The sequence below is a fragment of the Streptomyces auratus genome, from assembly GCF_050433025.1.
Classification (GTDB): Bacteria; Actinomycetota; Actinomycetes; order Streptomycetales; family Streptomycetaceae; genus Streptomyces; species Streptomyces sioyaensis.
Window position 1 is genome coordinate 976455 of the sequence record NZ_JBNGCB010000001.1, and the last position, 22762, is coordinate 999216.

The window sequence follows — 22762 nt, forward strand, 5'->3', positions numbered from 1 at the left end:
CCCTACGTCGCCCGGGATCCGGCCGACAAGCCGTCCCCGGAGCGGTCCCCGGACGCCGGGGCGGTGGAGAGCGCCGGGGACACGGCACCACCGGGGGCGCCCCCGCCCACACCGTCCTCGGCCCCGCCGGCTCCGGCCCCGACGGCCCCGCCGGCTCCGGCCACCCGCACCGTCTCCGTCGTCTGCGGCTTGGCCGACTGCGCGATGAAGGCGCCGGTGAGCACCACCAGCCCGCCCACGAGCTGCGGGGCGGAAAGGTGCTCACCGAGCAGGAACCAGGCCAGGACGGTCGCGATGACCGCCTCCAGACAGGCGACCACGCCGGCCACCTGGGGCGAGAGCCGGCGGATCGACACCACCCCGGTGAGGTAGGCGGCCACCGTCGCGACCAGCACGATCCAGGCCAGCAGCAGGACAGCGGGCACCCGGGTGCCGTTCATGTCCGCACCGCCGCCGAGCAGTTGCCAGTGCATGCTCCAGGGCCGGGCGATCGGGGTGAGGACGGCGGCGCCGAGCAGCAGCCCGTACGCGATCACACCCAGCGGGTCCGCCGCGTCGTCGCCGTCGGAGCCGTGATCGGAGAGGACGAAGTAACCGACCTGGCAGCAGGCCGCGCCGAGCGCCAGGGCCAGGCCGACGGCATCGAAGCTCAGCCCCGACCAGACCTCGACCACACACGCCAGTCCGCCGACGGCCAGCACCACCCCGACCGCCGCGGCACGGGTCACCGGCCGCTTCTGCACGAACCGGACCCAGCCCAGCACCAGCGCGGGAGCCAGATATTCGATGAGCAGGGCGACGCCGACGGGGATGCGGGAGAGCGCGGCGAAGTAGCAGGCCTGAACACCGGCGACGGCCAGCAGCCCGAACCCCACGAGCAGGGCGGGGCGGCGGCGCGGCAGTGCGCGGTGGCGCCAGGCGATCGGCAGCATGACCAGCGCGGCGCCGGCCACCCGCAGCCAGGTGACCTGCAACGGTTCCAGGCCGGCGGATATCAGGGGTTTGGCGGCGACGCCCGACCCTCCGAAGGCCAGGGCGGACAGCAGGGCGATGCCGAGGCCGGCACCGCGCCCGCCCGTCGCACCACTGCGGCGGCTTGCCCTGAGGGCGGACGACGGCTGGCCGGCCCCCCGGGCCGCTGGAGTGGACTGGCCCGGTCCGGTCGATGGACCTGCCGGGCTCCCCGAAGACACGTGCATCGGGTCATCATGACCAGCCCGCGTCAGCAGCGCCACCCCCGATGCCCCTGTCATTCCTGGCCGGGGGTTTCTCCGTCCAGACGGGCGGCCAGCGCGCCGGTGTCGACACCGGCGCGCCGCAGCACTTCGACGGCCCGGGATTCGGGGTCGTCCACCAGGGCGGCGAGCAGATCCAGACAGCCCGCGCGGGTGGCATAGCGCGCATGCGCCCGGTCCAGGGCGCCGTCCAAGGCGGCGGCCGCGGCCGGTGACCAGCCGGGGACACCGCCCTCGACGACGACGGGGACCGCGCCGGAGTCCTCGACGGCGCCGTGCCACCGGAGTCCGTAGCCGATGCTGCGCTGGACGAGATAGCCGAGCAGCCGGGCGACCTGCGGTCCGCCGTCGAAGGCCGCGCGCACGGCGGGGTCCGATTCCAGGAGGCCGTGCAGCAGATGTGCGGTGTCGACCTGCCGGTCGCCGTCGCGGGAGGCCCTCCTGCGGGCAGCGGAGACGACCGACGCGAGCTCTACGGTGAGCCGATCGCCGAGGTCCTCCGGAGCGGAGCCGTCACCGGCGCTGTACGCAGTACGGTTTTGCACAGCATCCACCCCACCAGCCCCGAAACGCCGAAGCATCCCCGGCGGGAAGCATTTGCACCTCCCACGCTGGTTGGGCGTGCCGGTCCCCGGCTCATCCTCACGGAGGAGACGAGGAGGAAAGGTGAAGGTCGGACACGAAGGACGGGGCACCCCGGACTCACTTAACTGACGGGCCATCAGAAAGAGACCGCGCCAGTATTGAACCTTCACCCCCGCCCCGCTACGTTCCGCGGCAGCAGCCAGGGACCGTCACCGAAGGGGTGATCGCATGGCCGAAGTCACCGCACAGGCCCGCATCGAAGCGCCGGCCGACACGGTCTGGGACCGGCTCACCGACTTCGATGCGTACGGCGAGTGGAACGCCACGCACACCGCCTTCCCCCAGGGCGGCCCCTCTTCGCTCGAAGTGGGCGCGGGCTACGAGGAACACATGAAGCTGATGGGCTTCCCCGCGGAGGTCACCTGGACCGTGCGGGAGCTGGAGCCGGGGCGGCTGCTCGGCATCGAGGGCAAGGGCCCGATGGGCGTCACCCTCACGATGCGCTACGCACTCACCCCGGACGGCCCGGCGACGGCGGTGCGGATAGACGGGACGTTCACCGGCGCCGCGGTCTCCCTGATGGCCGGCAAACTCAAGGACTCGGCGGGCGCCGCGCTGCACGAGTCACTGCGCGGCCTCGCCGCCCTGGTGGCCTGAGCCTTCGGGGGCCACGCTTTCCTTCTGCCCCCCGAAGGCCGTCCACCAGGCCTTTCACCCCGCACTCAGTCCTCTTCGGCGAGGATCAGATACAGCTCCTTGCGCGCCTTGTTGACCACCGCCATGGCCTTCTCCCGCTGTTCGGGACTGCCGGTGGCCCACACCTGCCGGAACGCCTCGACCAGGCCGCCGCCCGCCTTGCGGATCTCGTTCATCGCCTCCCAGTCGACGCCCCGGCCGGCGTCCTCCCACGGGGCGTCCGAACCGCTGTCGGCCTCGGTGCGCCCGGCCTCGGTCAGCGAGAACAGCTTCTTGCCGCCCTCACTGGCGCTGGCGATCAGCCCCTCGTCCTCCAGGAGCTGCAGCGTCGGATAGACCGAGCCGGGACTGGGCTTCCACGCCCCGCCACTGCGCTCGGCGATCTCCTGGATCATTTCGTAGCCGTGCATCGGACGGTCCTTGAGCAGCGCCAGGATCGAGGCGCGCACATCGCCGCGCCGCGCCCGGCCGCGCGGCCCTCCGCGCCCCCGGCCGCCACCGAAGGGCGGCCCCCCGAAAGGCGGCCCGAACGGGCCGAAGGCGGAGCGCCGCCGCTCCCAGCCGCCCGGGAAGTCCCCACGGCCGCCGTGCCGGCCGGGTCCGCAGTGTTCATGCCTGTGCTCATGTCCGTGTTCATGTCCTTGGGAACGCATGATGACGTCCTCCATTTCCTTCTTTGATCGGTCGCGATGCCTCAACGATATATCGGGACTATTCACCGAAGCAAGCCCTTGAGCGATTCCAGGGGGTGTCCGGTGCGAGCGAACCCTGACCGCGCACCACCGACCTTTGACGGATACGAGGCCGCGTCACCGGAGTGTGAGCGGCACGGGTTTGCGCCGCCGAGAGAGCCCTCCATCGGGATTTGCCAGACCCCCGCCCCATCGGCGGTCTACCGTACGAACATGCCGCGTTACCCGCTGCAGTCATACGAGGAGGAGTCCCGTGCCATCGCCCTGTGACCCCAAGTACGCTCCCGTCGGCGATGTGGGCGCAGCGCTCATGATGATCGACTCTCGACTCAAGGCCGTCTACGACAACAAGACCGAGACCGACCCCGAACAGCAGCAAATGGTCGACCAGTTCGCCGCGTCCTTGGGCCCTACGGGCATCGATGCGCTGCTGGACGGCGCGTGCACGCTCATTTTCATGCTCATGAGGTGGCTCCGGTTGGCCTGCGAGGATCACGGCAAGGACGTCATCGAGTACTCGGTGCCGCCCCTTGTGGCCACGATGCGCATGATGCCCAAGACCTTCCGCCCCGAGGTCATCCCCACCATGACCGGCCTGCTCGTCGCCGCGGCCACCGACCTGAGCCCCAACTTGTGGCGCGCGCAGTACGGACGCTGGACCGAGGCCGAGATGAATCCCCTGGAAGCCACGACCGTCCTGCTCGCGGAGCACGTCAACCGGATCGCCGACGACCACGACTTCGCCACCCGCCTGATCACCGAGGCGCTGTCCAGCTCGGACGAAGACTGACGTGCAGCATGAGGGCGGGCCGCGATACCAGTGGGCGTGCCGCCTCCTCGCACCCTGACCGACGTCTCATCGACGGCTGACCACTCACCTCTGGCCCTACATCCATTCCCTGACTAAAGTCAGAGAATGGATGCGACACAGATCAACCAGGTGCGGCGGTTCAACCGCACCGTCACCGAACGCGTGGGCGTGCTCCACGACCACTACCTGGGGCTCGACCGGCCGATCGGTGAGGCCCGGCTCCTCTGGGAAATCGGCGAGCAGGGTCAGGACGTGCGGCGGCTGCGCGAGCGCCTCGGGCTCGACTCGGGGTACGTCAGCCGGATGCTGCGCTCCCTGGAGGCCGACGGCCTGGTGACGGTGGAACCGCAACCGCGGGACAAACGGGTGCGCACCGTCCGACTCACCGACGCGGGCCGCACGGAGCGCGCCGTGCTCGACGGCCGCAGTGACGAGCTGGCCGGCTCGCTGCTGGAGCCGCTGAACACCGCCCAGCGCGCCCGGCTGGTCGCCGCCATGGCCGAGGTCGACCGGCTGCTGACCGCCGCGACGGTCACGCTGGACGCCCTCGACCCGGACCACCCCGACGCCCAGCACTGCCTGCGGTGCTACTTCAGCGAACTGCAGGAGCGCTTCAAAACAGGCTTCGACCCCGCGCAGAGCCTGCTGCCCGACGCAGGTGAACTCCGTTCGCCGCACGGCTTGTTCCTGGTCGCCCGGTTGCACGGCGAGCCCGTCGGCTGCGCCGGTCTCAAGCTGCCGCCCGGCGCCCCGGCCGAGATCAAACGCATGTGGGTCGCACCCCACGTCCGGGGCCTCGGCGTCGCCCGCCGGATCCTGGCCGAGCTGGAAGCACGGGCCGCCCAGCATGGCCACGACGTCGTGCGCCTGGACACCAACCGGGCGCTCACGGACGCGATCGCCCTGTACCACTCCTGCGGCTTCAGCGAGGTCGCCGCCTTCAACGACGAGCCGTACGCCCACCACTGGTTCGAGAAGCGGATCGCGAGACCGTCGCAGGAGTGAGGGACCCGGCGCGCGGTGTCCGTCCGGCTCATGCCTCCAAGGTCAGATGAGGCCGGTCGGCCTTCGGCGAGACGGGACGGTGGGCGTGCGGCAAACCGGCGGGTGCCGAAGACGGCCCCCACCCCACCCCGTCCAATTCCCTCGAATTGGCCTTGGCCTGCGGCTTCGCGGCACCTCTACGCTCGCCGCCATGAGGATTCGTATCGTCGACGCCTTCAGCGCGCGTCCCTTCACCGGCAACCCCGCGGGAGTCGTACTCCTCGACTCCGACGCCTTTCCCGATACGGCCTGGCTCCAGCAGGTCGCCACCGAGGTCAATCTCTCCGAGACCGCCTTCGCCCACCCGCTGCCCGAGGGCGGCGACGCCGACTGGGCGCTGCGCTGGCTCACCCCCGCCGCCGAGGTGAACATGTGCGGGCACGCCACGCTGGCCACCGCGCATGTCCTGCACACCACCGGCACGGCCACCGGTACGGTCCGCTTCCGCACCCGCAGCGGGGTGCTGACCACCACTGCCGACACCGGTGGCGCGATCACGATGGACTTCCCGACCGCCCCGCTCACCCCCGTCGAGGTGCCGCCGGTCGTCGCGGAGGCACTGGGCTGCGAGATCCGCTCCGCGCACGACACCGGTCCCGATGTCGGGGACCTCCTGGTCGAACTCCCCGATGAGAAGGCCGTCCGCGCGCTGTCGCCCGACCTCAAGGCGCTGGCCGGACACGGCGGCCGCGGCGTGATCGCCACCGCGCGCGCCGACGACCCCGCCGGCGGCCATGACTTCGTCTCGCGCTGTTTCTTCCCCGCGGTGGGCATCGACGAGGACCCGGTCACCGGCAGCGCGCACACCGCGCTCGCTCCGTTCTGGTCGGCGCGCCTGGGCCGTGCCGCACTGGTCGGTCTGCAGGGCGCCGCCCGCACCGGATACGTACGGACCGAGCTGCGCGGCGACCGGACGCTGCTGACCGGCTCGGCGGTCACGGTCATCGACGGCGAGCTGCTGGTCACCGGCTGATCCGGCGCCCGCAACAGCAGTTTCAGGGCGGCGCGGCCGGCGCGGGAGGCGCGGGAGGTGCCCCCCGCGCCGCGCCCGTCTCACCTCGTCGGCAGCCACCCCACCCGGCCCGCGAGCACCGCGTAGCCCACGAACGCCACGATGTCGATCAGGGCGTGCGCGGCGACCAGCGGCCCGGCCCGCCCCCACCGCCGGTAGAGCAGGACGAAGAACACCCCCATCACCATGTTGCCGAAGAAGCCGCCGATGCCCTGGTAGAGGTGGTACGAACCGCGCAGCAGCGAGCTGGCCGCGAGCGCCGCCATCGGCGACCAGCCCAACTGGCCCAGTCTGCGCAGCAGATATCCGACGACCACGACCTCCTCCAGGACGGCGTTCTGCACCGCGGAGGCGATCAGCACCGGAATCTTCCACCACACCTCGGGCAACGCCTCGGGCACCACCGTCAGATTGGCTCCGGCCGCCCGCGCGCCCAGGTACAGCAGCAGACCGCTGCCGCCGATGACGGCCGCGATCCCGACCCCGCGGCTCAGGTCGAAGCCGGGCCGCCGGCGGTCGAAGCCGATCGCCCGCAGCCCGCCGGCCCGCTCCCGCAGCAACAGATGCGCCACCAGCGCCACGGGCACCAGCGCCGTCGCGATCCCGAACAGCTGCCAGGCCAGATCCAGCCACGGCCGGCCGGGCGCATGGGAGGCGTTGAGCGTCGCCGCCTGGTGCTTGAGGCCGCCCGGCTTGGTCACCGAGCCGACGAAGCTGATCAGCGCCGACAGCGCACTGGCACCCAGCGAAAGCGCCAGCACGATCAGCGTTTCGCTCCGCAGGATGCTCCGGGACAGCGCTCCCTCCGTCCCCGTACCGGAGCCTTGGCCCGGAACGTCCGCATCGGCCACGGGACTTGTATCCGACTGCACGCTTCCTCCACTTCCGCATTACCGCCTCTTCGTCTCCACCGCCCCGCTAGGGTCTCGACAGCAGGTACGAAGATCGCGCGCGACAGGCCGGGGAAGCGCGCCCTCCGCATGGCGCGCTCCGCCCTCTCCCCATCGAATGCCGATCGAGCCCCGAGCAGGAGAGGCGCTACCGCAATGGGACGACACAGCTTGCCCGACGGCTCCGCACCGGCGATCACGGGGTCCCGTCCCCCGGCCCGCCGGCGCACTCTCGTCCTCGCCACCGGTCTCGCGCTCGCCGTAGTGGCGGGCTCGGTCGTGGCACTGCGCAGCGGTCTGCTCCCGTTCGGGGGGCCGTGCGACGGCAACTCGACGCGGCTCGATGTGGCCGCCGCGCCCGATATCGCCCCGGCGCTCGAAGCGGTCGCCCGGACGGCCCGCGACGGTGCGATACGCACCGACGGCAAATGTCTGGACGTCCGGATCACCGCGCGCGCCGCCGCTGACCTCGCCGACGCCTTCGGACAGCGGCCGGCCGACCCCGAATTCCAGGTCTGGATACCGGATTCCAGCCTGTGGACGGATCGCGTCGGCGCCGAGCGCGGCACCCCCCTGACCACCGCCGGCACCATCGCCTCGTCCCCGATCGTGCTGGGCGCCGTCCCCACGGCCGCCACGTCGCTGGGCTGGCCGGCCAAGACGTACCGCTGGGCGGAGCTGACCCGCGCCGCGACCTCGTCCGGCGCGCTGCGGCTGGGCATGGCCGACCCGGCCCGCAGCGCCACCGGGCTGCTCGCGCTGGCCCGCACCAGCGCCACCGGCGGCAAGGAGGGCGACGATGCCGAGACCCGCACCGCCGCGGCGGCAAAGCTCCTCCACCAGCGGGTCGCGGACGGCGACAGAGGCGTGACGGCCACCCTGCCGAAGGACGACTCCGGTGCGGCCCGGGACAATCCGAGCCGCAACCGGGCGCTGCTGCTGTCCGAGCAGGCGGCGTACGCCCACAACATCGAGTCGGGCAGCGGGCCCTCCCTCGACCTCTTCTATCCGCAGGACGGTGCGGCCCGCCTCGACTACCCGTACGTCCTGGTCGACGACGAGGAGATGAGACCCGAGCAGACCCGCGCCGCCAACCGCTTCATGACGCTGCTGGGCGAGGCCGCCGGACAGCGCATCCTGCGCGCCCACGGCTTCCGGGACGGCAACGGACGGGCAGACGCCAGGGTGATCCGCACCGCCGGCGGCCGCGCGCCCCAGCCCTTTGCCGCCGGCCCCGCCGATCCGCCGACGGTCCGGGAACTCCAGGCGCTCATGGGCATGTGGACGATCACCGTGCAGAGCACCCGGCTCACCACGGTCGTGGACGCCTCGGCGTCGATGGGCACCCCGGTAGCGAGCCAAGGCGGGCGGACCCGGATGCAACTCGCCAAGAATTCCCTGTTCCAGGCGCTGGCCACCTGCACGCCCGACGACGAGTTCGGGCTGTGGAAGTTCGCCACCTTCCTGGACGGCCCCCGGGACTATGCCGAGGTGGCGCCCACCGCCCGCCTGGGCGACCGGGACACGGACGGCGCCACCCACCGGGACGCGCTCACCGCCGCGCTCGACGCACTGACCCCGGAGGCCCGCAGCGGCGCCGGCCTCTACGACACCACGCTCGCCGCGTACGAGAAGGCCCGCACGACGTATGCGAGCGGGAAGTTCAACGCGCTGGTCCTCGTCACCGACAGCGCCAACGAGGACGCCGGCAGCGTCGGTCTCGACGGCCTGGTCGCCCGGCTGACGGAACTGGCCGACCCCAAGCGGCCGGTGCCGCTCATCGCCCTCGCGCTCGGCCCGGACGCCGACACCTCCGCGCTGGACCGCATCGTGGCACCGACCGGCGGCTCGGCACACCGGGTCGACGACCCGTCGCAGCTCCACCGGGTGCTCCTCAAGGCCATCATCACAGCGGGCGGCAAGGGCCCCCGCTGAGCACCCCGCGCTCCCCCCGCTCCACTACGGCGCTCCGCTACGCCCCCTCGGTCGCCGCCTCGGTCGCCGCCTGCCGCTGCCCCGGTACGGCGGACCGCCCGCCGACCGCCCAGGCGACCGGCCAGGTGTGCACCGGTGCCCCGGCGTGCATCAGCTCGCCGTAGCGCCGGGTCATCGCGGCGAGCGCGGCATCCCGGTCCAGTCCCTGACGCCGGGCATGATGGAAGGCCGCGGCCTGCCACGACGCCCCGTTCACCCGTCGCCGGCAGCGCTCCTCGATGATGCCGAGATAGTGGTCACGGTCGGCCGGCTCCACCCCCCAGGCGTCCAGTCCCCGGGCCGCCAGCGGCAGCAGCTCCTTGCGTACCAGCCGTACGGCCGGGACGTCGGCGAGTCCGCCGGACCGCCCGGGACGCGGCCAGGCCAGGGTGGCGTCGATTCCGTACCGGCAGGCGGCGTCGAAGTTGCGGGCCGCGGCGGCGAACGGAAGCCGGCTCCACACCGGGCGCGGCGCCTCGGCCAGGGCCCGCACCAGGCCGTAGTAGAAGGCGGTGTTGGCGATGACATCGTCGACGGTGGGACCGGCCGGCAGCACCCGGTTCTCGACCCTGAGGTGCGCGACGCCGTCGGCGACCGCGTAGACGGGGCGGTTCCAGCGGTAGACGGTGCCGTTGTGCAGCGTCAGTTCCGCGAGGTCGGGCACCCCGCCCTCATCGAGGACCCGCAACGGTTCCTGCGGCGCACACACCGGCAGCAGCGGCGGGAAGTAGCGCACGTTCTCCTCGAAGAGGTCGTACGCGGAGTCGACCCAGCGCTCGCCGAACCAGGTACGGGGGCGCACCCCCTGGGCCTGCAACTCCGGCGAGCGGGTATCGGTGGCCTGCTGGAACACCGGCGGCCGGGACTCCCGCCACAGCTCCCGGCCGAAGAGGAACGGCGAGTTCGCACCGACCGCCACCTGCACCGCGGCGATGGCCTGCGCCGCGTTCCAGACGGCGGCGAAGCGGCCCGGCGTCACCTGGAGGTGCAACTGGACCGACGTACAGGCGGCTTCCGGCGCGATCGAGGGCGAGCGGGAGACCAGATGCTCCACGCCCCGGATGTCGAGCGCAAAATCCTCCCCCCGGGCCGCCCGCATCTGGTCGTTGAGCAGGACGTAGCGGTCGTTCTCGGAGAGGCTGGCGGCCGTCAGGTCATTGGCGTGCAGGGTCGGCAGAATACCGATCATCACGATCCTGGCGGCGACCTCGCGGGCCTTTCGTTCCGCATAGCCGAGACCCGTACGGAGTTCCTCGGCGAGCTGGTCCAGCACCCGGCCGCTCAAACGGTGCGGGAGGATGTTGACCTCAAGGTTGCACTGGGCGAGTTCCGTCTGGAAATCACCGCTGGCGATGCGTTCAAGAACTTGAGAGTTCATCATGCGGGGCAGCCCGTCGGCGCCGGCGAGATTGAGTTCGATCTCCAGCCCCATGAGATTCCTGGGACGGTCGAATCGCTTCTCGCGCAGGAGCCTCTGCAATCCCTCAAGGCACTCGTGAAGCTTTCTTCGATAACGCTCCCGGTCCGCCAGGTCGATCCCGTCCGCGGCGACCTTCTCCCCCATCGAAGGGTCCTTCCTCGAGTGAACGGCCCGCTACCACGGGCTGCTTGGGGCCGTCCCCGACACCGTCGGGGCTCGCGCTACGGTCGATGATGCCCCGGCAATCTGATCGATAACGCGTCGGGGACGGGCGGCTGCCGATAGGCTCGAAGTGGTGCAGCCTCCGGCATGCCCCACAGGCATATCTCGGCGGTCCTCGCCCCCCGCATTTCTCCGGTGAGAATCACCGGCGAGATCCGGCCTACCGCGTCGGTCAGGGAATACGAGGTGGCCTCAGAAATCCGCTGCACAAAGCGGCGGAAAACACCTCGCGCAGGGGTCTGGATTTCACCTTGCCGAAAATCCGCAAGGCCGGTAGCCGAAACTCTTTCAGAACATACGTCGTATAAACTCCGCTTACGAGGCAGAGACTTGGCGCCCAGTGTCCCGGTGTTTCCACCGCCACGGGGGCCCAGCGGTTGACCCCGCCGCGCCGCAGCCCCGGCCGTCCACGCTCTGACCCCGCCCGCAGACAGCGCCGTCTGCACCCGCCGCGCCGCACCGTGTCTCGAAGTGAGAGGCGACCCATCATGCCGCTGCTCCTTGCCCCTGCCCCTGCGCCCGCCCTGCGCAGCGTCCTCGCCGCCCTCGGCTCTCCCGGCGCGGTCCGCGAGGCCCCGGTCTCCGCACTCCGCACCCATCAGGGGCCGCTCAGCCCCGATCACCCGCTGCCGGTGCACGTCTGGGACGACATCAGCCGACCCGGCGGCACCCCGCACACCCATTTGGTGGGCTGGCGGTTCCTGGTCCGCGGCGGAGAGCGTGCCGTGGCGACCGCCGAGGCCCGGCTCACTGCCGACGGCTGGACCTTCGCGCGCTTCTGCGGCGGCCCCTACGTCGCCGCGACCGAGCAGGCCCTCGCCCAGGCCGAGGCGCTCACCACGCCCCTCCAGCCGCGGCTGCTGTCCGTCCCCGAGCTGTACATGCTCACCCTGTGGCTGCATCACGACACCGCCTCCGACGGCGCCGAGGGACTGCCCGCGGCCGGTGACCTGCTGGTGCCGCTGGCGCCCGCCCCGCCGGGGATCGCCGCGCACCGCCCGCAGCGCCTCGCCGATCTGCTCCCCCGGCTCGCCCTGCGGCTCGCCCCGGCCCCGCTCCTGCGCGAACCCGCCTGATACACCGCACTGGCCCCGCCCGCACGCGGAAAACCGGCGCCCGCCGTCCCGCCGGTCCATGCCCCGTGGCCCCTTCCGGCCACGGGGCACGCTGTCGCGCTCACCCACGCGGACTAGCCCAGGGATGCCACTCCCAATCCTCTTGGGAAGGAGTGCAATTGAGAGCAACCGCCCGCACGGGTGACGCGTCAGTATCGAGTGAGTACCGCTGCTGCGAAATCCCTGCGGAATCCCCTCCGTGGGGCAACACTGGGACCGACCGAAGGAAACGGGGGAGCGGCCATGAACACCTCATCGCGCCGCACGACGACGTTCACCACACCGCAGCGAAAGACAACTTCCATGTGTCAGCACCAACCGCCCTGCCCGTCAGCAGATTCCACCGACCGGGAGGCCGCACATCTCGTGGCGCACCACCCGGAGCAGGGCTGGAGCCTGCTCTGCAATGGCGTCCTGCTCTTCGAGGACACCGGTGAACTGCTACCGAACGGGCAGGTCATCGCCCCGCACCGGGCCCGGGCCACCGCCGCCGCCTGACCTGCGGCCGCCCGGAACGCGAAACACCAGGGCCCCCGGCACACCTGCCGAGGGCCCTTGATGCTGTTCGCCGATATCAGCTGTCGTACTCGTCCAGCGGCGGGCAGGAGCAGACGAGGTTCCGGTCACCGAAGGCACCGTCGATGCGGCGCACCGGCGGCCAGTACTTCTCCGCGGCGTCGACGCCGGCCGGGAAGACGGCCTCCTCGCGGGTGTACGGGTGCGCCCAGTCGCCACCGAGCGCGGCCGCGGTGTGCGGGGCATTGCGCAGCGGGTTGTCGTCCTTGTCCCACTCCCCCGAGCCGACCTTCTCGATCTCCGCCCGGATGGCGATCATCGCGTCGCAGAAGCGGTCCAGCTCGTCGAGGTCCTCGCTCTCGGTCGGCTCGATCATCAGCGTGCCGGCCACGGGGAACGACATCGTCGGCGCGTGGAAGCCGTAGTCGATCAGCCGCTTGGCGACGTCGTCGATGCTCACGCCGGTCGCCTTGGTCAGCGGCCGGACGTCGATGATGCACTCGTGGGCGACCAGGCCGCCGGGGCCGGTGTAGAGCACCGGGTAGTGCGCCTCCAGCCGCTTGGCGATGTAGTTGGCGCTCAGGACCGCGACCTGGGTGGCGCGCTTGAGGCCCTCGCCGCCCATCAGCCGCACGTACGCCCAGGAGATCGGCAGGATGCCGGCCGAGCCCCAGGGAGCCGCGGAGATCGGCCCGACGCCCGTCTCGGGGCCCGCGGCGGGCTGCAGCGGGTGGTTGGGCAGATACGGCGCCAGGTGGGCGCGGACGCCGACCGGGCCGACGCCGGGGCCACCGCCGCCGTGCGGGATGCAGAAGGTCTTGTGCAGGTTGAGGTGCGAGACGTCGCCGCCGAACTTTCCGGGCTCGGCGAGGCCGACCAGCGCATTGAGGTTGGCGCCGTCGACGTAGACCTGGCCGCCGGCGTCGTGCACCGTCGCACAGATCTGGGTGATGTGCTCCTCGAAAACACCGTGCGTGGAGGGGTAGGTCACCATCAGCACCGCGAGCTCGTCCCGGTGCTTGTCGATCTTGGCGTGCAGATCGTCGGCGTCGACCTCGCCGTCCTCACCGGTCTTGACGACGACGACCTTCATACCGGCCATCACCGCGCTGGCGGCGTTGGTGCCGTGCGCCGAGGACGGGATCAGGCAGACCGTGCGCTGCTCGTCGCCGTTGGCGCGGTGGTAGGCACGGACGGCCAGCAGGCCCGCCAGCTCGCCCTGCGATCCGGCATTCGGCTGGAGGGAGACCTTGTCGTAGCCGGTGACGACGGCCAGCCGCTCCTCCAGCTCCTGGATGAGCGTGAGGTAGCCCTCGGCCTGGTCGGCGGGCGCGAACGGGTGCAGCTGGCCGAAGGCGGGCCAGGTGACCGGCTCCATCTCCGTGGTGGCGTTCAGCTTCATCGTGCAGGAGCCGAGCGGGATCATGCCGCGGTCCAGCGCGTAGTCCTTGTCGGCGAGGGTGCGCAGATAGCGCAGCATCGCCGTCTCGGAGCGGTACTGGTGGAACACCGGGTGGCTGAGGTAGTCGTCGCCGCGCAGCAGCGTCTGCGGCAGCGCTTCGGCGACGGCCGCGTCCAGCTGCTCGATGTCGCCCTGCACGCCGAAGGCAGCCCAGACACCGGCCAGCTCGGCGCGTCCGGTGGTCTCGTCGCAGGCGATACCGACCAGGTCGGCGTCGACCTGCCGGAGGTTGACACCGGCCTCCCGGGCGGCGGCGACGACCTCGGCCGCCCGGCCGGGCACCCGCGCGGTCAGCGTGTCGAAGTACGCACCGTGCACGATCTCCACGCCGCCGGCCCGCAGGCCCTCGGCGAGGATCGCCGCGTAGCGGTGGGTGCGCCGGGCGATGGTCCGCAGGCCCTCGGGGCCGTGGTAGACGGCGTACATCCCGGCCATGACGGCGAGCAGCACCTGCGCGGTGCAGATGTTGCTGGTGGCCTTCTCGCGGCGGATGTGCTGCTCACGGGTCTGCAGCGCGAGGCGGTAGGCCTTGCTGCCGTCGGCGTCGACGGAGACGCCCACCAGGCGGCCGGGCAGGCTGCGGGCGAACTGGTCACGTACGGCCATGAAGCCGGCGTGCGGGCCGCCGAAGCCCATCGGGACGCCGAAGCGCTGGGTGGTGCCGACCGCGATGTCCGCGCCGAGCTCGCCGGGCGAGGCCAGCAGCGTCAGGGCCAGCAGATCGGCGGCGACGGTGACGATCGCGCCCAGCTCGTGAGCCTGCTCGATGACGGCACGCGGGTCGCGGACCGCGCCGGAGGCGCCCGGGTACTGCAGCAGCACGCCGAAGACGCCGCGCTCGGCGACCTCGGCGGGAATCCCCGCGCTCAGGTCGGCGACGACGACCTCCACGCCGGTCGGCTCGGCGCGGGTCTCGATCACGGCGATGGTCTGCGGCAGACAGTCGGCGTCGACCAGGAAGACGCCCTGCTTGACCTTGCCGACCCGGCGGGACAGCGCCATGGCCTCGGCCGCGGCGGTGCCCTCGTCCAGGAGGGAGGCTCCGGAGGTGGGCAGCCCGGTCAGCTCGGCGACCATGGTCTGGAAGTTCAGCAGCGCCTCCAGGCGGCCCTGCGAGATCTCCGGCTGGTAGGGCGTGTACGCGGTGTACCAGGCCGGGTTCTCCATGACGTTCCGCAGGATCACCGTCGGGGTGAACGTGCCGTAGTAGCCGAGTCCGATCATGGACGACAGCACTTGGTTACGGTCCGCGAGGCCGCGCAGCTCCGCCAGGACCTCGGCCTCGGTACGGGCCTGCGGCAGGCCGAGCGCCTCCGCGCTCTTGATCACGTCGGGTACGGCGGTGGCGGTCAGTTCGTCCAGCGAACCGAAACCGACCTGCGCGAGCATCTTCGCCTGCGCCTCGTGGTCGGGACCGATGTGCCGGCGCGCGAAGGGGGTGCCGCTTTCCAGCTCGGTCAAGGAGATGCGATTGGTGGTCATCTGCGGGGGCCTCCTGGTCGGTGCGACCTACGAGGGGCACCACGGCGCGGGTGCCCGGACGGCCTCCCCCTCTGTCATCTCAACCTGAGAGCTTCACCGGCCCGCGCGAGGCGGCCCGGCTTTCACCGTCGGTGAGGAGGGGTCCCGGAGCTGTGCCTTCCGCGGCCCGCCCTACTTTCCAGAGTGACCTCGTCCATGCGGTACGTGTGCCTGAGAGATTCCGGGGAGGATTTGCTCCTTCGGCGCCCTGGTCGCGAACGACAAGGACTCTCCCGCACGGGGTCTACGGCCATTCGCCAGCCTACCAGCGCAGCACTCGAGGGATCCTTCGAGTGGCCGGGGCATGAAATGTGCCGTTTGGTAGTTGTCACAGGGCAGTTGCGACCAATTGGAGGGGCCGTGCAAACCGATATCGATCCCCGGAGCCTGATCGGCCGCAAAGCGTTCGACCGGAACGGCGCGAAAATAGGCACGATCGACGAGGTCTATCTCGACGACGCGACGGGGGAACCGGAGTGGGCGGCCGTGCGCACCGGACTTTTCAGCCGGGACGCGTTCGTCCCCCTCGAGCCCAGCAAAATGGTCGGTGAGGGCCTGCACATTCCCTACGACCGCAAGCTGATCAAGGACGCGCCGGACTTCGGCGTGGGCCGCCATCTCTCCCCCGAGCAAGAGCTCCAGCTCTACCACCACTACCGCTTGGATATCTCCTCCCCCACCGATCCGGTGTCCTCGCCCGGTTCCGGCGACAGCGACTTCGGCAAGATCGCCGGCTCGGACGACTGAGCATCCGCCGGCCCCCCGCCCACCAGCGGCAGGGGCTCCCCCGGCCGCAGCGCCGGGTCCTCGACAGCAAAGGTCCGCACCCTTCCCGGTGCGGACCACGGCGTTTCGAAGCGGATGGTCACTCTCCCCACCCCGCTCCCCTGCACCCAGCCGGCACCGTACTCGTCGTGCACGACGTCCAGGCCCGGGTGCCAGCGCCTCGGCAGCTCCTCCCCGGCTTCCGGCACCTGCGCCCCGCCACCGTCCGCCTCCGCCGCCTTCGCGGTCTCCGCCGCCTCCCGCTCCGTCGCCACCTGGGCGAACAGGTCTTCCTGCGTGAAGTCCGCCAGCCCGCTGACCCCCACACCCAGCAGTCGGACGCCGCCGGTGGTGTCCACCGTCTCCAGCAGCCGTACGGCGGCCTCCCGGATCACCGCAGGGTCGTCGGTGGGCCCCCGGAGCGTGTCGGAGCGGGTCAGCGTCGAGAAGTCGTAGTTCCGCACCTTGATCACCACCGTCCGCCCGGAGCGCCCTGCCGCCCGCAGCCGCTGTACGCAGCGGTCGGCCAGCCGCAGCACCTCGCTGCGCACCCGCGCACGGTCGGTCAGGTCGACCTCGAAGGTGTCCTCGACCGAGATGGACTTCGCGTCCCGCTCGGCCACCACCGGGCGGTCGTCCCGGCCCAGCGCCATGGCGTAGAGCCCGGCGCCGTGCGCCCTGCCCAGCAGCCGCACCAGCTCGGCCTCGCCGGCCTCCGCGGTCTCCGCGACGGTGTGGATCCCGGCCCGGCGCAGCGTCTCGGCCGTCGCCGGGCCCACCCCGGGCAGCGTCCGCACCGTCATCGGGCCCAGCAGCTCCCGCTCGGTGCCGGGCTCGATGACCACCAGCCCGTCCGGCTTGGCCGCCTCGGACGCGATCTTCGCCAGCATCTTGGCCCCGGCGAGCCCCACCGAGCCGGTCAGCCCCGTGGTGACCCGGATATCGCGCCGCAGCCGCTCCCCCACGGCCCGTACGGCCTCGGTCCGGGGCGGCACCCCACCGGCCTCCAGATCGACGAACGCCTCATCCAGGCTGAGCGGCTCCACCAGCGGTGACAGCGCATGCAGCAGCTCCATCACCGCCTCACTCACCTGGCGGTACAGCGTGAAGCGAGGGGCCAGATAGGCGGCATTGGGGCACAGCCGGCGCGCCTGGGCCGTGGGCATCGCCGAGCGGACGCCGAACACCCGGGCTTCGTAGGAGGCCGTGGAGACCACTCCGCGCGCCCCGATCCCGCCGACGACCACGGGCTTTCCCCGCAGACTCGGCTTGGCCGCCTGTTCGGCGGCCGCGAAGAACGCATCCATGTCCAGATGCAGGATCGTCGGCGCAGGTCTCACATCTCCGATGCTGCCCCATGCCACTGACAATCGGCCCGATGCCGGGCCGCGCTCACCGCCGGGGGCTCAGCCGGCCCGGTTGCGCCGTCGCGCCAGCTCGTCGTGCGGGTTCTTCCCGACCAGCGTCTCGCCGGTGTCCACACGCTCCCCGTGGAGCTGTGACAGCGCACCCTCCACGTCCCGCCACACCACGCCCACCGCGATCCCGAAGACGCCCTGGCCGCCCTGGAGCAGATCCACGACCTGGTCGGGCGAGGTGCACTCGTAGACGGTCGCCCCATCGCTCATCAGCGTCATCCGCGTCAGATCCGCCAGTCCCCGCGCCCGCAGATGCTGCACGGCGGTCCGGATGTTCTGCAGCGACACCCCGGTGTCCAGCAGCCGCTTGACGATCTTGAGAACCACGACGTCCCGGAAGCTGTAGAGCCGCTGGGTGCCGGAGCCGTACGCCGGCCGGATGCTCGGCTCCACCAGGCCGGTACGCGCCCAGTAGTCGAGCTGCCGATAGGTGATGCCCGCTGCCGCACAGGCGGTCGGGCCGCGATAGCCGATGTTCTGCGCCTCGCAGTCCCCCGACACCGCCGCGGCCGGTGCCGGGGCATGGTTCGCTGCCGCGCCCGAGTGGAGCGGCAACGCCCCTTCCGCCGCCATACCGTCGCCGGTGATTGCCACGCCGCCCTCCGTCCTCCACGTCCCGGACGGGACCTGCCATATCGACGGTATGCAGTCACTCGGGGTGCGTCAACGATCGCCGCGCTCGCCACGCCGAGTGATAATCACCCTACGAGTGGTTTCTCGTGACCCCGCACGGGGAACGGCTAATTGTTTGGCCGGAAACAGGCGGTTCGACCGGCCGAAATCACTGGCTGTTGGTGCCGAAGTCCTCGGGAGAGATCTGGTCGAGGAACTCGCGGAACTTCTCCACCTCGTCCTCCTGCTCGTCCGGGATGGCGATCCCCGCGTCGTCCAGCACACCGTCGGTACCGAAGATCGGCGTTCCGGTGCGCAGCGCCAGCGCTATGGCGTCGGACGGACGCGCGCTGACCTCGACTCCGCTCGCGAAGACGAGTTCGGCATAGAAAACCCCCTCGCGCAGATCCGTGATGCGGACCTGCGTCAGTTCCTGGCCCACCGCTTCGAGCACGTCCTTGAAAAGGTCGTGCGTCAGCGGCCTGGCAGGGACCATGCCCTGCTGGGCAAAAGCGATGGCGGTGGCCTCCCCTGGCCCGATCCAAATGGGCAAGTAACGATCGCCTCCCACCTCCCGCAGGAGCACGATCGGTTGGCTGGAAGGCATTTCCACCCGGACACCCACGACGTCGAGCTCGTTCACACAGCAACCCTAGGACGTGCCCGGCAGGTTTGGGTAGTCGGGCACTCGTTTGCTCACTACAGCCGGACCCGCAGGGCGCTCTGCAGGAGGGCTGCATGCAGCCGTACGGACAGCGTCGCCAGCTCCCTGGCGGTCGCCTCGGCATGCGCTCTGGTCTGTGGGTTACGGTGCCGCCGAAGGGGTGCAACGACCTGTTCGACCAGGCCCGCCTCACGCTCGGCAGCCGCCTTCACCGCACGCAGATGCCGCGGTTCGAGACCGAAACGGCCCAGGTCCGCGACAAGTTTGGCCACCGTGACGGCCTCGATGTCGTATCCGCCCTCCGCATGGGAGACGATGAGTCCGTACGACTCCCAGTCGGCGAGCGTCGCCTCGTCCACCTCCGCGGCGGCCAGCAGCTCGGCGCGGCCGATCCGGGCAGCCGTAGGGCGCTCCGCGCCCGCGTCGTGGACACCCTCGACGAGATCCCGCGAGGGTGTGGCCGGAGCCGGCAGCTGCACCTGCTCGCCGCGCTCCAGGGCGTCCAGATGCTCCCGGATGACCTTCAGGGGCAGATAGTGGTCCCGCTGCATCCGCAGGACGTTCGCCAGCCGCTCCACGTCCGCCGGCGTGAATTTGCGGTATCCGGAAGGCGTGCGCTTCGGCTCGACCAGCCCCTCGGCCTCCAGGAAGCGAATCTTGGAGATGGTGACCTCGGGAAACTCCTCGCGCAGCAGGGTGAGCACCGTGCCGATGCTCACCGGCTTACCGTCCGAGGAGGCGGTGCCGGACGGGCCGGCACCGCCTTTCGGTGTATGGCGCATATGCCTTCCCCGGCCGGTCAGATACCGGCGCCTCGCTGGCTTGCGTAGAAGACCAGGCGGAACTTGCCGATCTGGACCTCGTCGCCATTGGCGAGGACGACGGAGTCGATCCGCTCACGGTTGACGTAGGTGCCGTTCAGGCTGCCGACGTCGGCGACCGTGAAGAGACCGTCCGGGCCCCGGCGGAATTCCACATGCCGGCGCGAGACCGTCACGTCGTCGAGGAAGATGTCGCCCTGCGGATGCCGGCCCGCCGTCGTCAGCTCACCGTCCAGCAGGAAGCGGCTGCCCGAATTCGGACCCCGGCGGACGACCAGCAGCGCCGATCCCAGAGGAAGGGCGTCGACGGCCGCCTGGGCCTCGGGGGACAGCGACGGCGACAGGTTCTGGCCCGTCGTCTCCGAGTCGTAGGCCTCCAGCCCCGAAATGGAGATGGTCGACGTCGTCTCGGACGCCCGCTCGGGCTGAGCGCCCGCGCGCAGCGGCGCACCACAGTTGGAGCAGAACCGGCTCGCCTCAGCGTTCCGGCTGCCACACCTCGTACAAACCGGCAAGGCTGACCCTCCACCCGTGCGTGCGGCCGATGGTTCCTGGGAACCTATGCGGCCGGGCACGGAGGGGTCAACAGAATCCGCGCCGTGCCCCCCGGACGGCCCGCTGACCTCGTCGCGGAAGAGCGGACGGTCCTCGGAAGCGCCGCTCTCGTCGGGTTGGCGCGGAGCGCGGTGGCGCGCGGAGCCGCTGCCGCCCTCCTGGCGCGCGCTCTTGCCGAACAGCTTTCCAAACAACTTCACGGGCGATTCCCCTTGAACGAAACAGACCCGCCCGTGGGGCAGGACGAACCCTCGATGCACACACCGGCCCATCCGGACATCCTGTGAACGTCCGTGGCCTTCAGACAGTTTCCACCACACACCACACGCACGGTGCGTCGACCCCCCGCTACCTCATGCCCTCGCCGGGCACTCGACATCCCTGTACGCCTCACTGCGATGACGACCGAGCGTAGTCAGGCCGCTTCGCCTCTCGCAAGGCGTCCACAATGATCTTCTTTTCACGGGTCACAGACACCTTGGCCTGCTCCTTTTCCAGAGTCTGGACCACTCCGCCGGGGATGTTCAGCGCCGGTTCCAGATCCTCCGGCTTACCGATCACCTTGAAGCGGTACGGCTGGGTGACACGCTTGCCGTCGATCCCCACGCCACCGCGGACGTCCGACAGAGAGGTGTTCGCGACGACCCGGACATCGTTGACCTGGATGGCTTCGGCGCCGGCCGCCCGCAGCTCCTGGATGGTGTCCAGCAGCTTGTCCGCCTCGACGGAGTGCGCCGGGTCGTCGATGGTCAGGTTGATGCCGGGCCCTTGCGCCGCGACGGTCCCGGCCAGCACGCCCAGCTGCTGTTCCTTCTCCACGGTCTGTTTACGGGCCTCCTCGGCCTGGTCCGAGCTGTTCGCCAGCTCGGTCTTCTGCCCTTCCAGTCGCCGCTGTTCGTCGGTCAACCGCTGGGAACGGTTGTCCAGCTCGTCCAGAATGCGCACCAAGTCCTCCTGGCGCGCACCTCGCAGCGCACTGCTGTCACTCGTGGAACGTACCTGAATCGCCAGGCCGAGGCCGAGAATGAACAGCAGCAGCGCAACGATCAGTTGAGCCCGGGTCAGGCGGGGCGGCCACAGACTCGCAACGAGCCGCTCCCGACCGGATTTCGGGCGTGCTGCACTCCCGTCCTCCGCAACCGCTTCCGGAGTCGAGGAGTCTGCCCCTTTGTCCGTCTTGTGTCCAGTACTGTCCGGTTCCTGAGCCTCGGTCGCCTCATCGGCTTCCGCCCGCTCGGGGGCGCCCGGACTCTCGGGCGGCATCGGCCGCCGGCCGGGCGGGCCCTGGTCCTGACTCCGGCCGTGGTCCTGGCCATGCTCCTGGCTCCGGCCCTGGTCCTCGCTCTGACCCTGGCTCTCGTCCTGGCCCTGGTCCTGCTCCGTCTCCGGCTGCTCCGGCTTCTTCTCCGGCTGCGGGGTCTCGTCCGTCGCCATCCGTCTCACGCCCTGAAGACGTGCCGACGGATCGCGGCGGCGTTGGAGAAGATCCGGATGCCCAGCACCACGACGACGCCCGTGGAGAGTTGGGCGCCGACGCCCAACTTGTCGCCGAGGAAGACGATCAGCGCGGCGACGACCACGTTCGACAGGAACGAGACCACGAAGACCTTGTCGTCGAAGATGCCGTCCAGCATCGCGCGCAGGCCGCCGAACACGGCATCCAGCGCCGCGACGACAGCGATCGGCAAGTAGGGCTCGACCACCGTCGGCACCACGGGGCGGACGACAAGTCCGACCACGACTCCCACGATGAGGCCCAGTACGGCGATCACGATGTGCCCTTCCCTGTGTCGGCGCCGTCCGTCTTGGCGGCACCGGCCTGCGGCTTTGCGGTACGTACGATCAAGCTGGGCGCGGGCGGCAGGGTGACCTCGTTCTCCGCGGAAATCCTGGTGCGCACGCCGTAGTTCTCCTGCAGCACATGCAGGTACTGACCGTCGGCGCTGTCCTGGAACGCGGTGCTCAGCCGCTGCCCGTCCCCCACCGCCAGCACCGTGTACGGCGGCACCAGCGGCTTGTTGTCGACCAGTATGGCGTCTCCTGCGGCTCTGATCGCCGAGAGTGACGTAAGCCGCTGTCCGTTGACGGAGATGGCTTCCGCACCGGACGCCCACAGGCCGTTGACCACGCGTTGCATATCCCTGTCGCGTACCCGGCCGGTGTCCGAGAAACCACTGCTCTCGCGCGGTCCGCCGCCGCTGGACTCCGCGCCCTTGGCATCGTCCACGACGAGCTTCACCCCCGGCCCGGTGACCTGCGTCGAACCGGACAGCAGCGCCAGCAGCTCGGCCTTGCCGGCGCCGTGCTGCTTCAGCGCCTCGCGCTGCATCCTGCTGACGTCGTCGCGCAGCGCGTCGACCCGGTGCTGCTGCCGGTCCGCCTCGCCGGTGCCCTTCTGGATGCGGTGGATCAGCTCTTCGCGCTCCTTGGCGAGCGTCGGTGCCGATATCTGCGCCTGCGCCGCCCCGACCGTCACCACGACCGCGGCGAGCACCAGACCGGCGGCGAGACCCAGCTTCGCGCGCAGGGTACGCGGCAGACCACGCACTCCGGTTTCCGACTTCCGCGCGGCCGCCTCGGCATATCCCTCGTCGAGGCTGTGATCCATCACGTTGGTCAGCAGCGACATGGACGCATCGGGGCGCGCGGACGACGCGTTCGGGCTGCTCCGATCGGGGCGCTGCTGCGACATGACGCACATCGTCGCACGTCGGTCGGACAGTCTCCCAATG

General features: G+C 70.8%; 22 protein-coding genes and 1 riboswitch. Of the genes, 8 read left to right on the top strand and 14 right to left on the bottom strand.

Going from position 1 to position 22762, the window contains the following annotated elements; all coding sequences use genetic code 11:
* Positions 1 to 2: 2 nt before the first annotated feature.
* Entirely contained in the window at positions 3 to 1199 is a 1197-nt protein-coding gene (locus tag BKA18_RS04015) for an EamA family transporter (RefSeq protein ID WP_366048359.1), read from the bottom strand.
* Positions 1200 to 1249: 50 nt separating this feature from the next.
* Positions 1250 to 1780, bottom strand: a complete 531-nt coding sequence (locus BKA18_RS04020; protein WP_366048360.1) for a Clp protease N-terminal domain-containing protein — start codon at positions 1778 to 1780, stop codon at positions 1250 to 1252.
* A 268-nt stretch (positions 1781 to 2048) separates the two neighbouring features.
* Between BKA18_RS04020 and BKA18_RS04025 the strand changes: the two genes are divergently transcribed.
* A complete protein-coding gene (locus tag BKA18_RS04025; protein ID WP_006606453.1) occupies positions 2049 to 2477 on the top strand; it encodes a type II toxin-antitoxin system Rv0910 family toxin in 429 nt (142 codons plus the stop codon).
* A 65-nt stretch (positions 2478 to 2542) separates the two neighbouring features.
* Here BKA18_RS04025 and BKA18_RS04030 read toward each other — a convergent pair whose 3' ends face one another.
* Positions 2543 to 3169, bottom strand: a complete 627-nt coding sequence (locus tag BKA18_RS04030; protein ID WP_366048361.1) for a PadR family transcriptional regulator — start codon at positions 3167 to 3169, stop codon at positions 2543 to 2545.
* Between the two features lie 292 nt (positions 3170 to 3461).
* Here BKA18_RS04030 and BKA18_RS04035 point away from each other — a divergent pair, with 292 nt between their 5' ends.
* From BKA18_RS04035 to BKA18_RS04045, 3 genes are all read left to right on the top strand, one after another.
* Entirely contained in the window at positions 3462 to 3998 is a 537-nt protein-coding gene (locus BKA18_RS04035; RefSeq protein WP_366048362.1) for a hypothetical protein, read from the top strand.
* 126 nt (positions 3999 to 4124) lie between these two features.
* Entirely contained in the window at positions 4125 to 5024 is a 900-nt protein-coding gene (locus tag BKA18_RS04040) for a bifunctional helix-turn-helix transcriptional regulator/GNAT family N-acetyltransferase (protein WP_366048363.1), read from the top strand.
* A gap of 190 nt (positions 5025 to 5214) precedes the next feature.
* On the top strand, positions 5215 to 6036 hold the full coding sequence (locus tag BKA18_RS04045) for a PhzF family phenazine biosynthesis protein (protein WP_366048364.1): 822 nt from the start codon (positions 5215 to 5217) through the stop codon (positions 6034 to 6036).
* Between the two features lie 80 nt (positions 6037 to 6116).
* Here the strand turns inward: BKA18_RS04045 and BKA18_RS04050 are convergent, their stop codons facing one another.
* Positions 6117 to 6926: a CPBP family intramembrane glutamic endopeptidase gene (locus BKA18_RS04050; RefSeq protein ID WP_366048365.1), complete on the bottom strand. Its 810-nt coding sequence runs from the start codon at positions 6924 to 6926 to the stop codon at positions 6117 to 6119.
* 195 nt (positions 6927 to 7121) lie between these two features.
* Here BKA18_RS04050 and BKA18_RS04055 point away from each other — a divergent pair, with 195 nt between their 5' ends.
* Positions 7122 to 8900 (top strand): substrate-binding domain-containing protein, encoded by a 1779-nt coding sequence (locus BKA18_RS04055; protein ID WP_366048366.1) that lies wholly within the window; start codon positions 7122 to 7124, stop codon positions 8898 to 8900.
* Between the two features lie 37 nt (positions 8901 to 8937).
* On the opposite strand, the gene BKA18_RS04060 is transcribed toward BKA18_RS04055, so the two are convergent.
* A complete protein-coding gene (locus tag BKA18_RS04060) occupies positions 8938 to 10503 on the bottom strand; it encodes a glutamate-cysteine ligase family protein (RefSeq protein WP_366048367.1) in 1566 nt (521 codons plus the stop codon).
* A gap of 566 nt (positions 10504 to 11069) precedes the next feature.
* Between BKA18_RS04060 and BKA18_RS04065 the strand changes: the two genes are divergently transcribed.
* Positions 11070 to 11657 carry a hypothetical protein gene (locus BKA18_RS04065; protein ID WP_366048368.1) on the top strand — a complete coding sequence of 196 codons (588 nt, stop codon included), beginning with the start codon at positions 11070 to 11072 and terminating at the stop codon, positions 11655 to 11657.
* A 342-nt stretch (positions 11658 to 11999) separates the two neighbouring features.
* Positions 12000 to 12194: a DUF5999 family protein gene (locus BKA18_RS04070; RefSeq protein ID WP_040901098.1), complete on the top strand. Its 195-nt coding sequence runs from the start codon at positions 12000 to 12002 to the stop codon at positions 12192 to 12194.
* Positions 12195 to 12270: 76 nt separating this feature from the next.
* Here BKA18_RS04070 and gcvP read toward each other — a convergent pair whose 3' ends face one another.
* On the bottom strand, positions 12271 to 15156 hold the full coding sequence (gcvP, locus tag BKA18_RS04075; protein ID WP_366048369.1) for an aminomethyl-transferring glycine dehydrogenase: 2886 nt from the start codon (positions 15154 to 15156) through the stop codon (positions 12271 to 12273).
* A 188-nt stretch (positions 15157 to 15344) separates the two neighbouring features.
* A riboswitch (glycine riboswitch) is annotated at positions 15345 to 15441 on the bottom strand.
* Positions 15442 to 15555: 114 nt separating this feature from the next.
* On the opposite strand from gcvP, the gene BKA18_RS04080 reads away from it, so the two are divergent.
* Positions 15556 to 15942 carry a PRC-barrel domain-containing protein gene (locus BKA18_RS04080; RefSeq protein WP_173909917.1) on the top strand — a complete coding sequence of 129 codons (387 nt, stop codon included), beginning with the start codon at positions 15556 to 15558 and terminating at the stop codon, positions 15940 to 15942.
* Here the strand turns inward: BKA18_RS04080 and BKA18_RS04085 are convergent.
* The 8 genes from BKA18_RS04085 to BKA18_RS04120 all read right to left on the bottom strand — a co-directional run bounded on the left by BKA18_RS04085 (position 15849) and on the right by BKA18_RS04120 (position 22731).
* A complete protein-coding gene (locus BKA18_RS04085) occupies positions 15849 to 17300 on the bottom strand; it encodes a DNA polymerase IV (protein ID WP_366048370.1) in 1452 nt (483 codons plus the stop codon). The genes BKA18_RS04080 and BKA18_RS04085 overlap by 94 nt on opposite strands.
* A gap of 66 nt (positions 17301 to 17366) precedes the next feature.
* A complete protein-coding gene (locus BKA18_RS04090; protein ID WP_006606440.1) occupies positions 17367 to 17972 on the bottom strand; it encodes a MerR family transcriptional regulator in 606 nt (201 codons plus the stop codon).
* 187 nt (positions 17973 to 18159) lie between these two features.
* On the bottom strand, positions 18160 to 18633 hold the full coding sequence (locus BKA18_RS04095) for a bifunctional nuclease family protein (protein WP_006606439.1): 474 nt from the start codon (positions 18631 to 18633) through the stop codon (positions 18160 to 18162).
* A gap of 56 nt (positions 18634 to 18689) precedes the next feature.
* On the bottom strand, positions 18690 to 19436 hold the full coding sequence (ftsR, locus tag BKA18_RS04100; protein WP_093481931.1) for a transcriptional regulator FtsR: 747 nt from the start codon (positions 19434 to 19436) through the stop codon (positions 18690 to 18692).
* Positions 19437 to 19453: 17 nt separating this feature from the next.
* Positions 19454 to 20302, bottom strand: coding sequence for an FHA domain-containing protein (locus BKA18_RS04105; protein ID WP_078568841.1), 849 nt, complete (start codon positions 20300 to 20302; stop codon positions 19454 to 19456).
* A gap of 118 nt (positions 20303 to 20420) precedes the next feature.
* Positions 20421 to 21464, bottom strand: coding sequence for a DUF881 domain-containing protein (locus BKA18_RS04110; RefSeq protein ID WP_366048371.1), 1044 nt, complete (start codon positions 21462 to 21464; stop codon positions 20421 to 20423).
* Positions 21465 to 21469: 5 nt separating this feature from the next.
* Entirely contained in the window at positions 21470 to 21802 is a 333-nt protein-coding gene (locus BKA18_RS04115; protein ID WP_003984969.1) for a small basic family protein, read from the bottom strand.
* Positions 21799 to 22731, bottom strand: a complete 933-nt coding sequence (locus BKA18_RS04120; protein WP_366048372.1) for a DUF881 domain-containing protein — start codon at positions 22729 to 22731, stop codon at positions 21799 to 21801. Before BKA18_RS04120 ends, BKA18_RS04115 begins: the two co-directional genes overlap by 4 nt.
* Positions 22732 to 22762: the final 31 nt, after the last annotated feature.

Excerpts from the sequence above, each read along its gene's own strand:
- BKA18_RS04015 (WP_366048359.1), bottom strand. The coding sequence starts at position 1,199 with ATGCACGTGTCTTCGGGGAGCCCGGCAGGTCCATCGACCGGACCGGGC.
- BKA18_RS04025 (WP_006606453.1), top strand. The coding sequence starts at position 2,049 with ATGGCCGAAGTCACCGCACAGGCCCGCATCGAAGCGCCGGCCGACACG.
- BKA18_RS04030 (WP_366048361.1), bottom strand. The coding sequence starts at position 3,169 with ATGCGTTCCCAAGGACATGAACACGGACATGAGCACAGGCATGAACAC.
- BKA18_RS04040 (WP_366048363.1), top strand. The coding sequence starts at position 4,125 with ATGGATGCGACACAGATCAACCAGGTGCGGCGGTTCAACCGCACCGTC.
- BKA18_RS04045 (WP_366048364.1), top strand. The coding sequence starts at position 5,215 with ATGAGGATTCGTATCGTCGACGCCTTCAGCGCGCGTCCCTTCACCGGC.
- BKA18_RS04055 (WP_366048366.1), top strand. The coding sequence starts at position 7,122 with ATGGGACGACACAGCTTGCCCGACGGCTCCGCACCGGCGATCACGGGG.
- BKA18_RS04060 (WP_366048367.1), bottom strand. The coding sequence starts at position 10,503 with ATGGGGGAGAAGGTCGCCGCGGACGGGATCGACCTGGCGGACCGGGAG.
- BKA18_RS04065 (WP_366048368.1), top strand. The coding sequence starts at position 11,070 with ATGCCGCTGCTCCTTGCCCCTGCCCCTGCGCCCGCCCTGCGCAGCGTC.
- BKA18_RS04070 (WP_040901098.1), top strand. The coding sequence starts at position 12,000 with ATGTGTCAGCACCAACCGCCCTGCCCGTCAGCAGATTCCACCGACCGG.
- gcvP (WP_366048369.1), bottom strand. The coding sequence starts at position 15,156 with ATGACCACCAATCGCATCTCCTTGACCGAGCTGGAAAGCGGCACCCCC.
- ftsR (WP_093481931.1), bottom strand. The coding sequence starts at position 19,436 with ATGCGCCATACACCGAAAGGCGGTGCCGGCCCGTCCGGCACCGCCTCC.
- BKA18_RS04105 (WP_078568841.1), bottom strand. The coding sequence starts at position 20,302 with ATGGGCCGGTGTGTGCATCGAGGGTTCGTCCTGCCCCACGGGCGGGTC.
- BKA18_RS04110 (WP_366048371.1), bottom strand. The coding sequence starts at position 21,464 with ATGGCGACGGACGAGACCCCGCAGCCGGAGAAGAAGCCGGAGCAGCCG.
- BKA18_RS04120 (WP_366048372.1), bottom strand. The coding sequence starts at position 22,731 with ATGTGCGTCATGTCGCAGCAGCGCCCCGATCGGAGCAGCCCGAACGCG.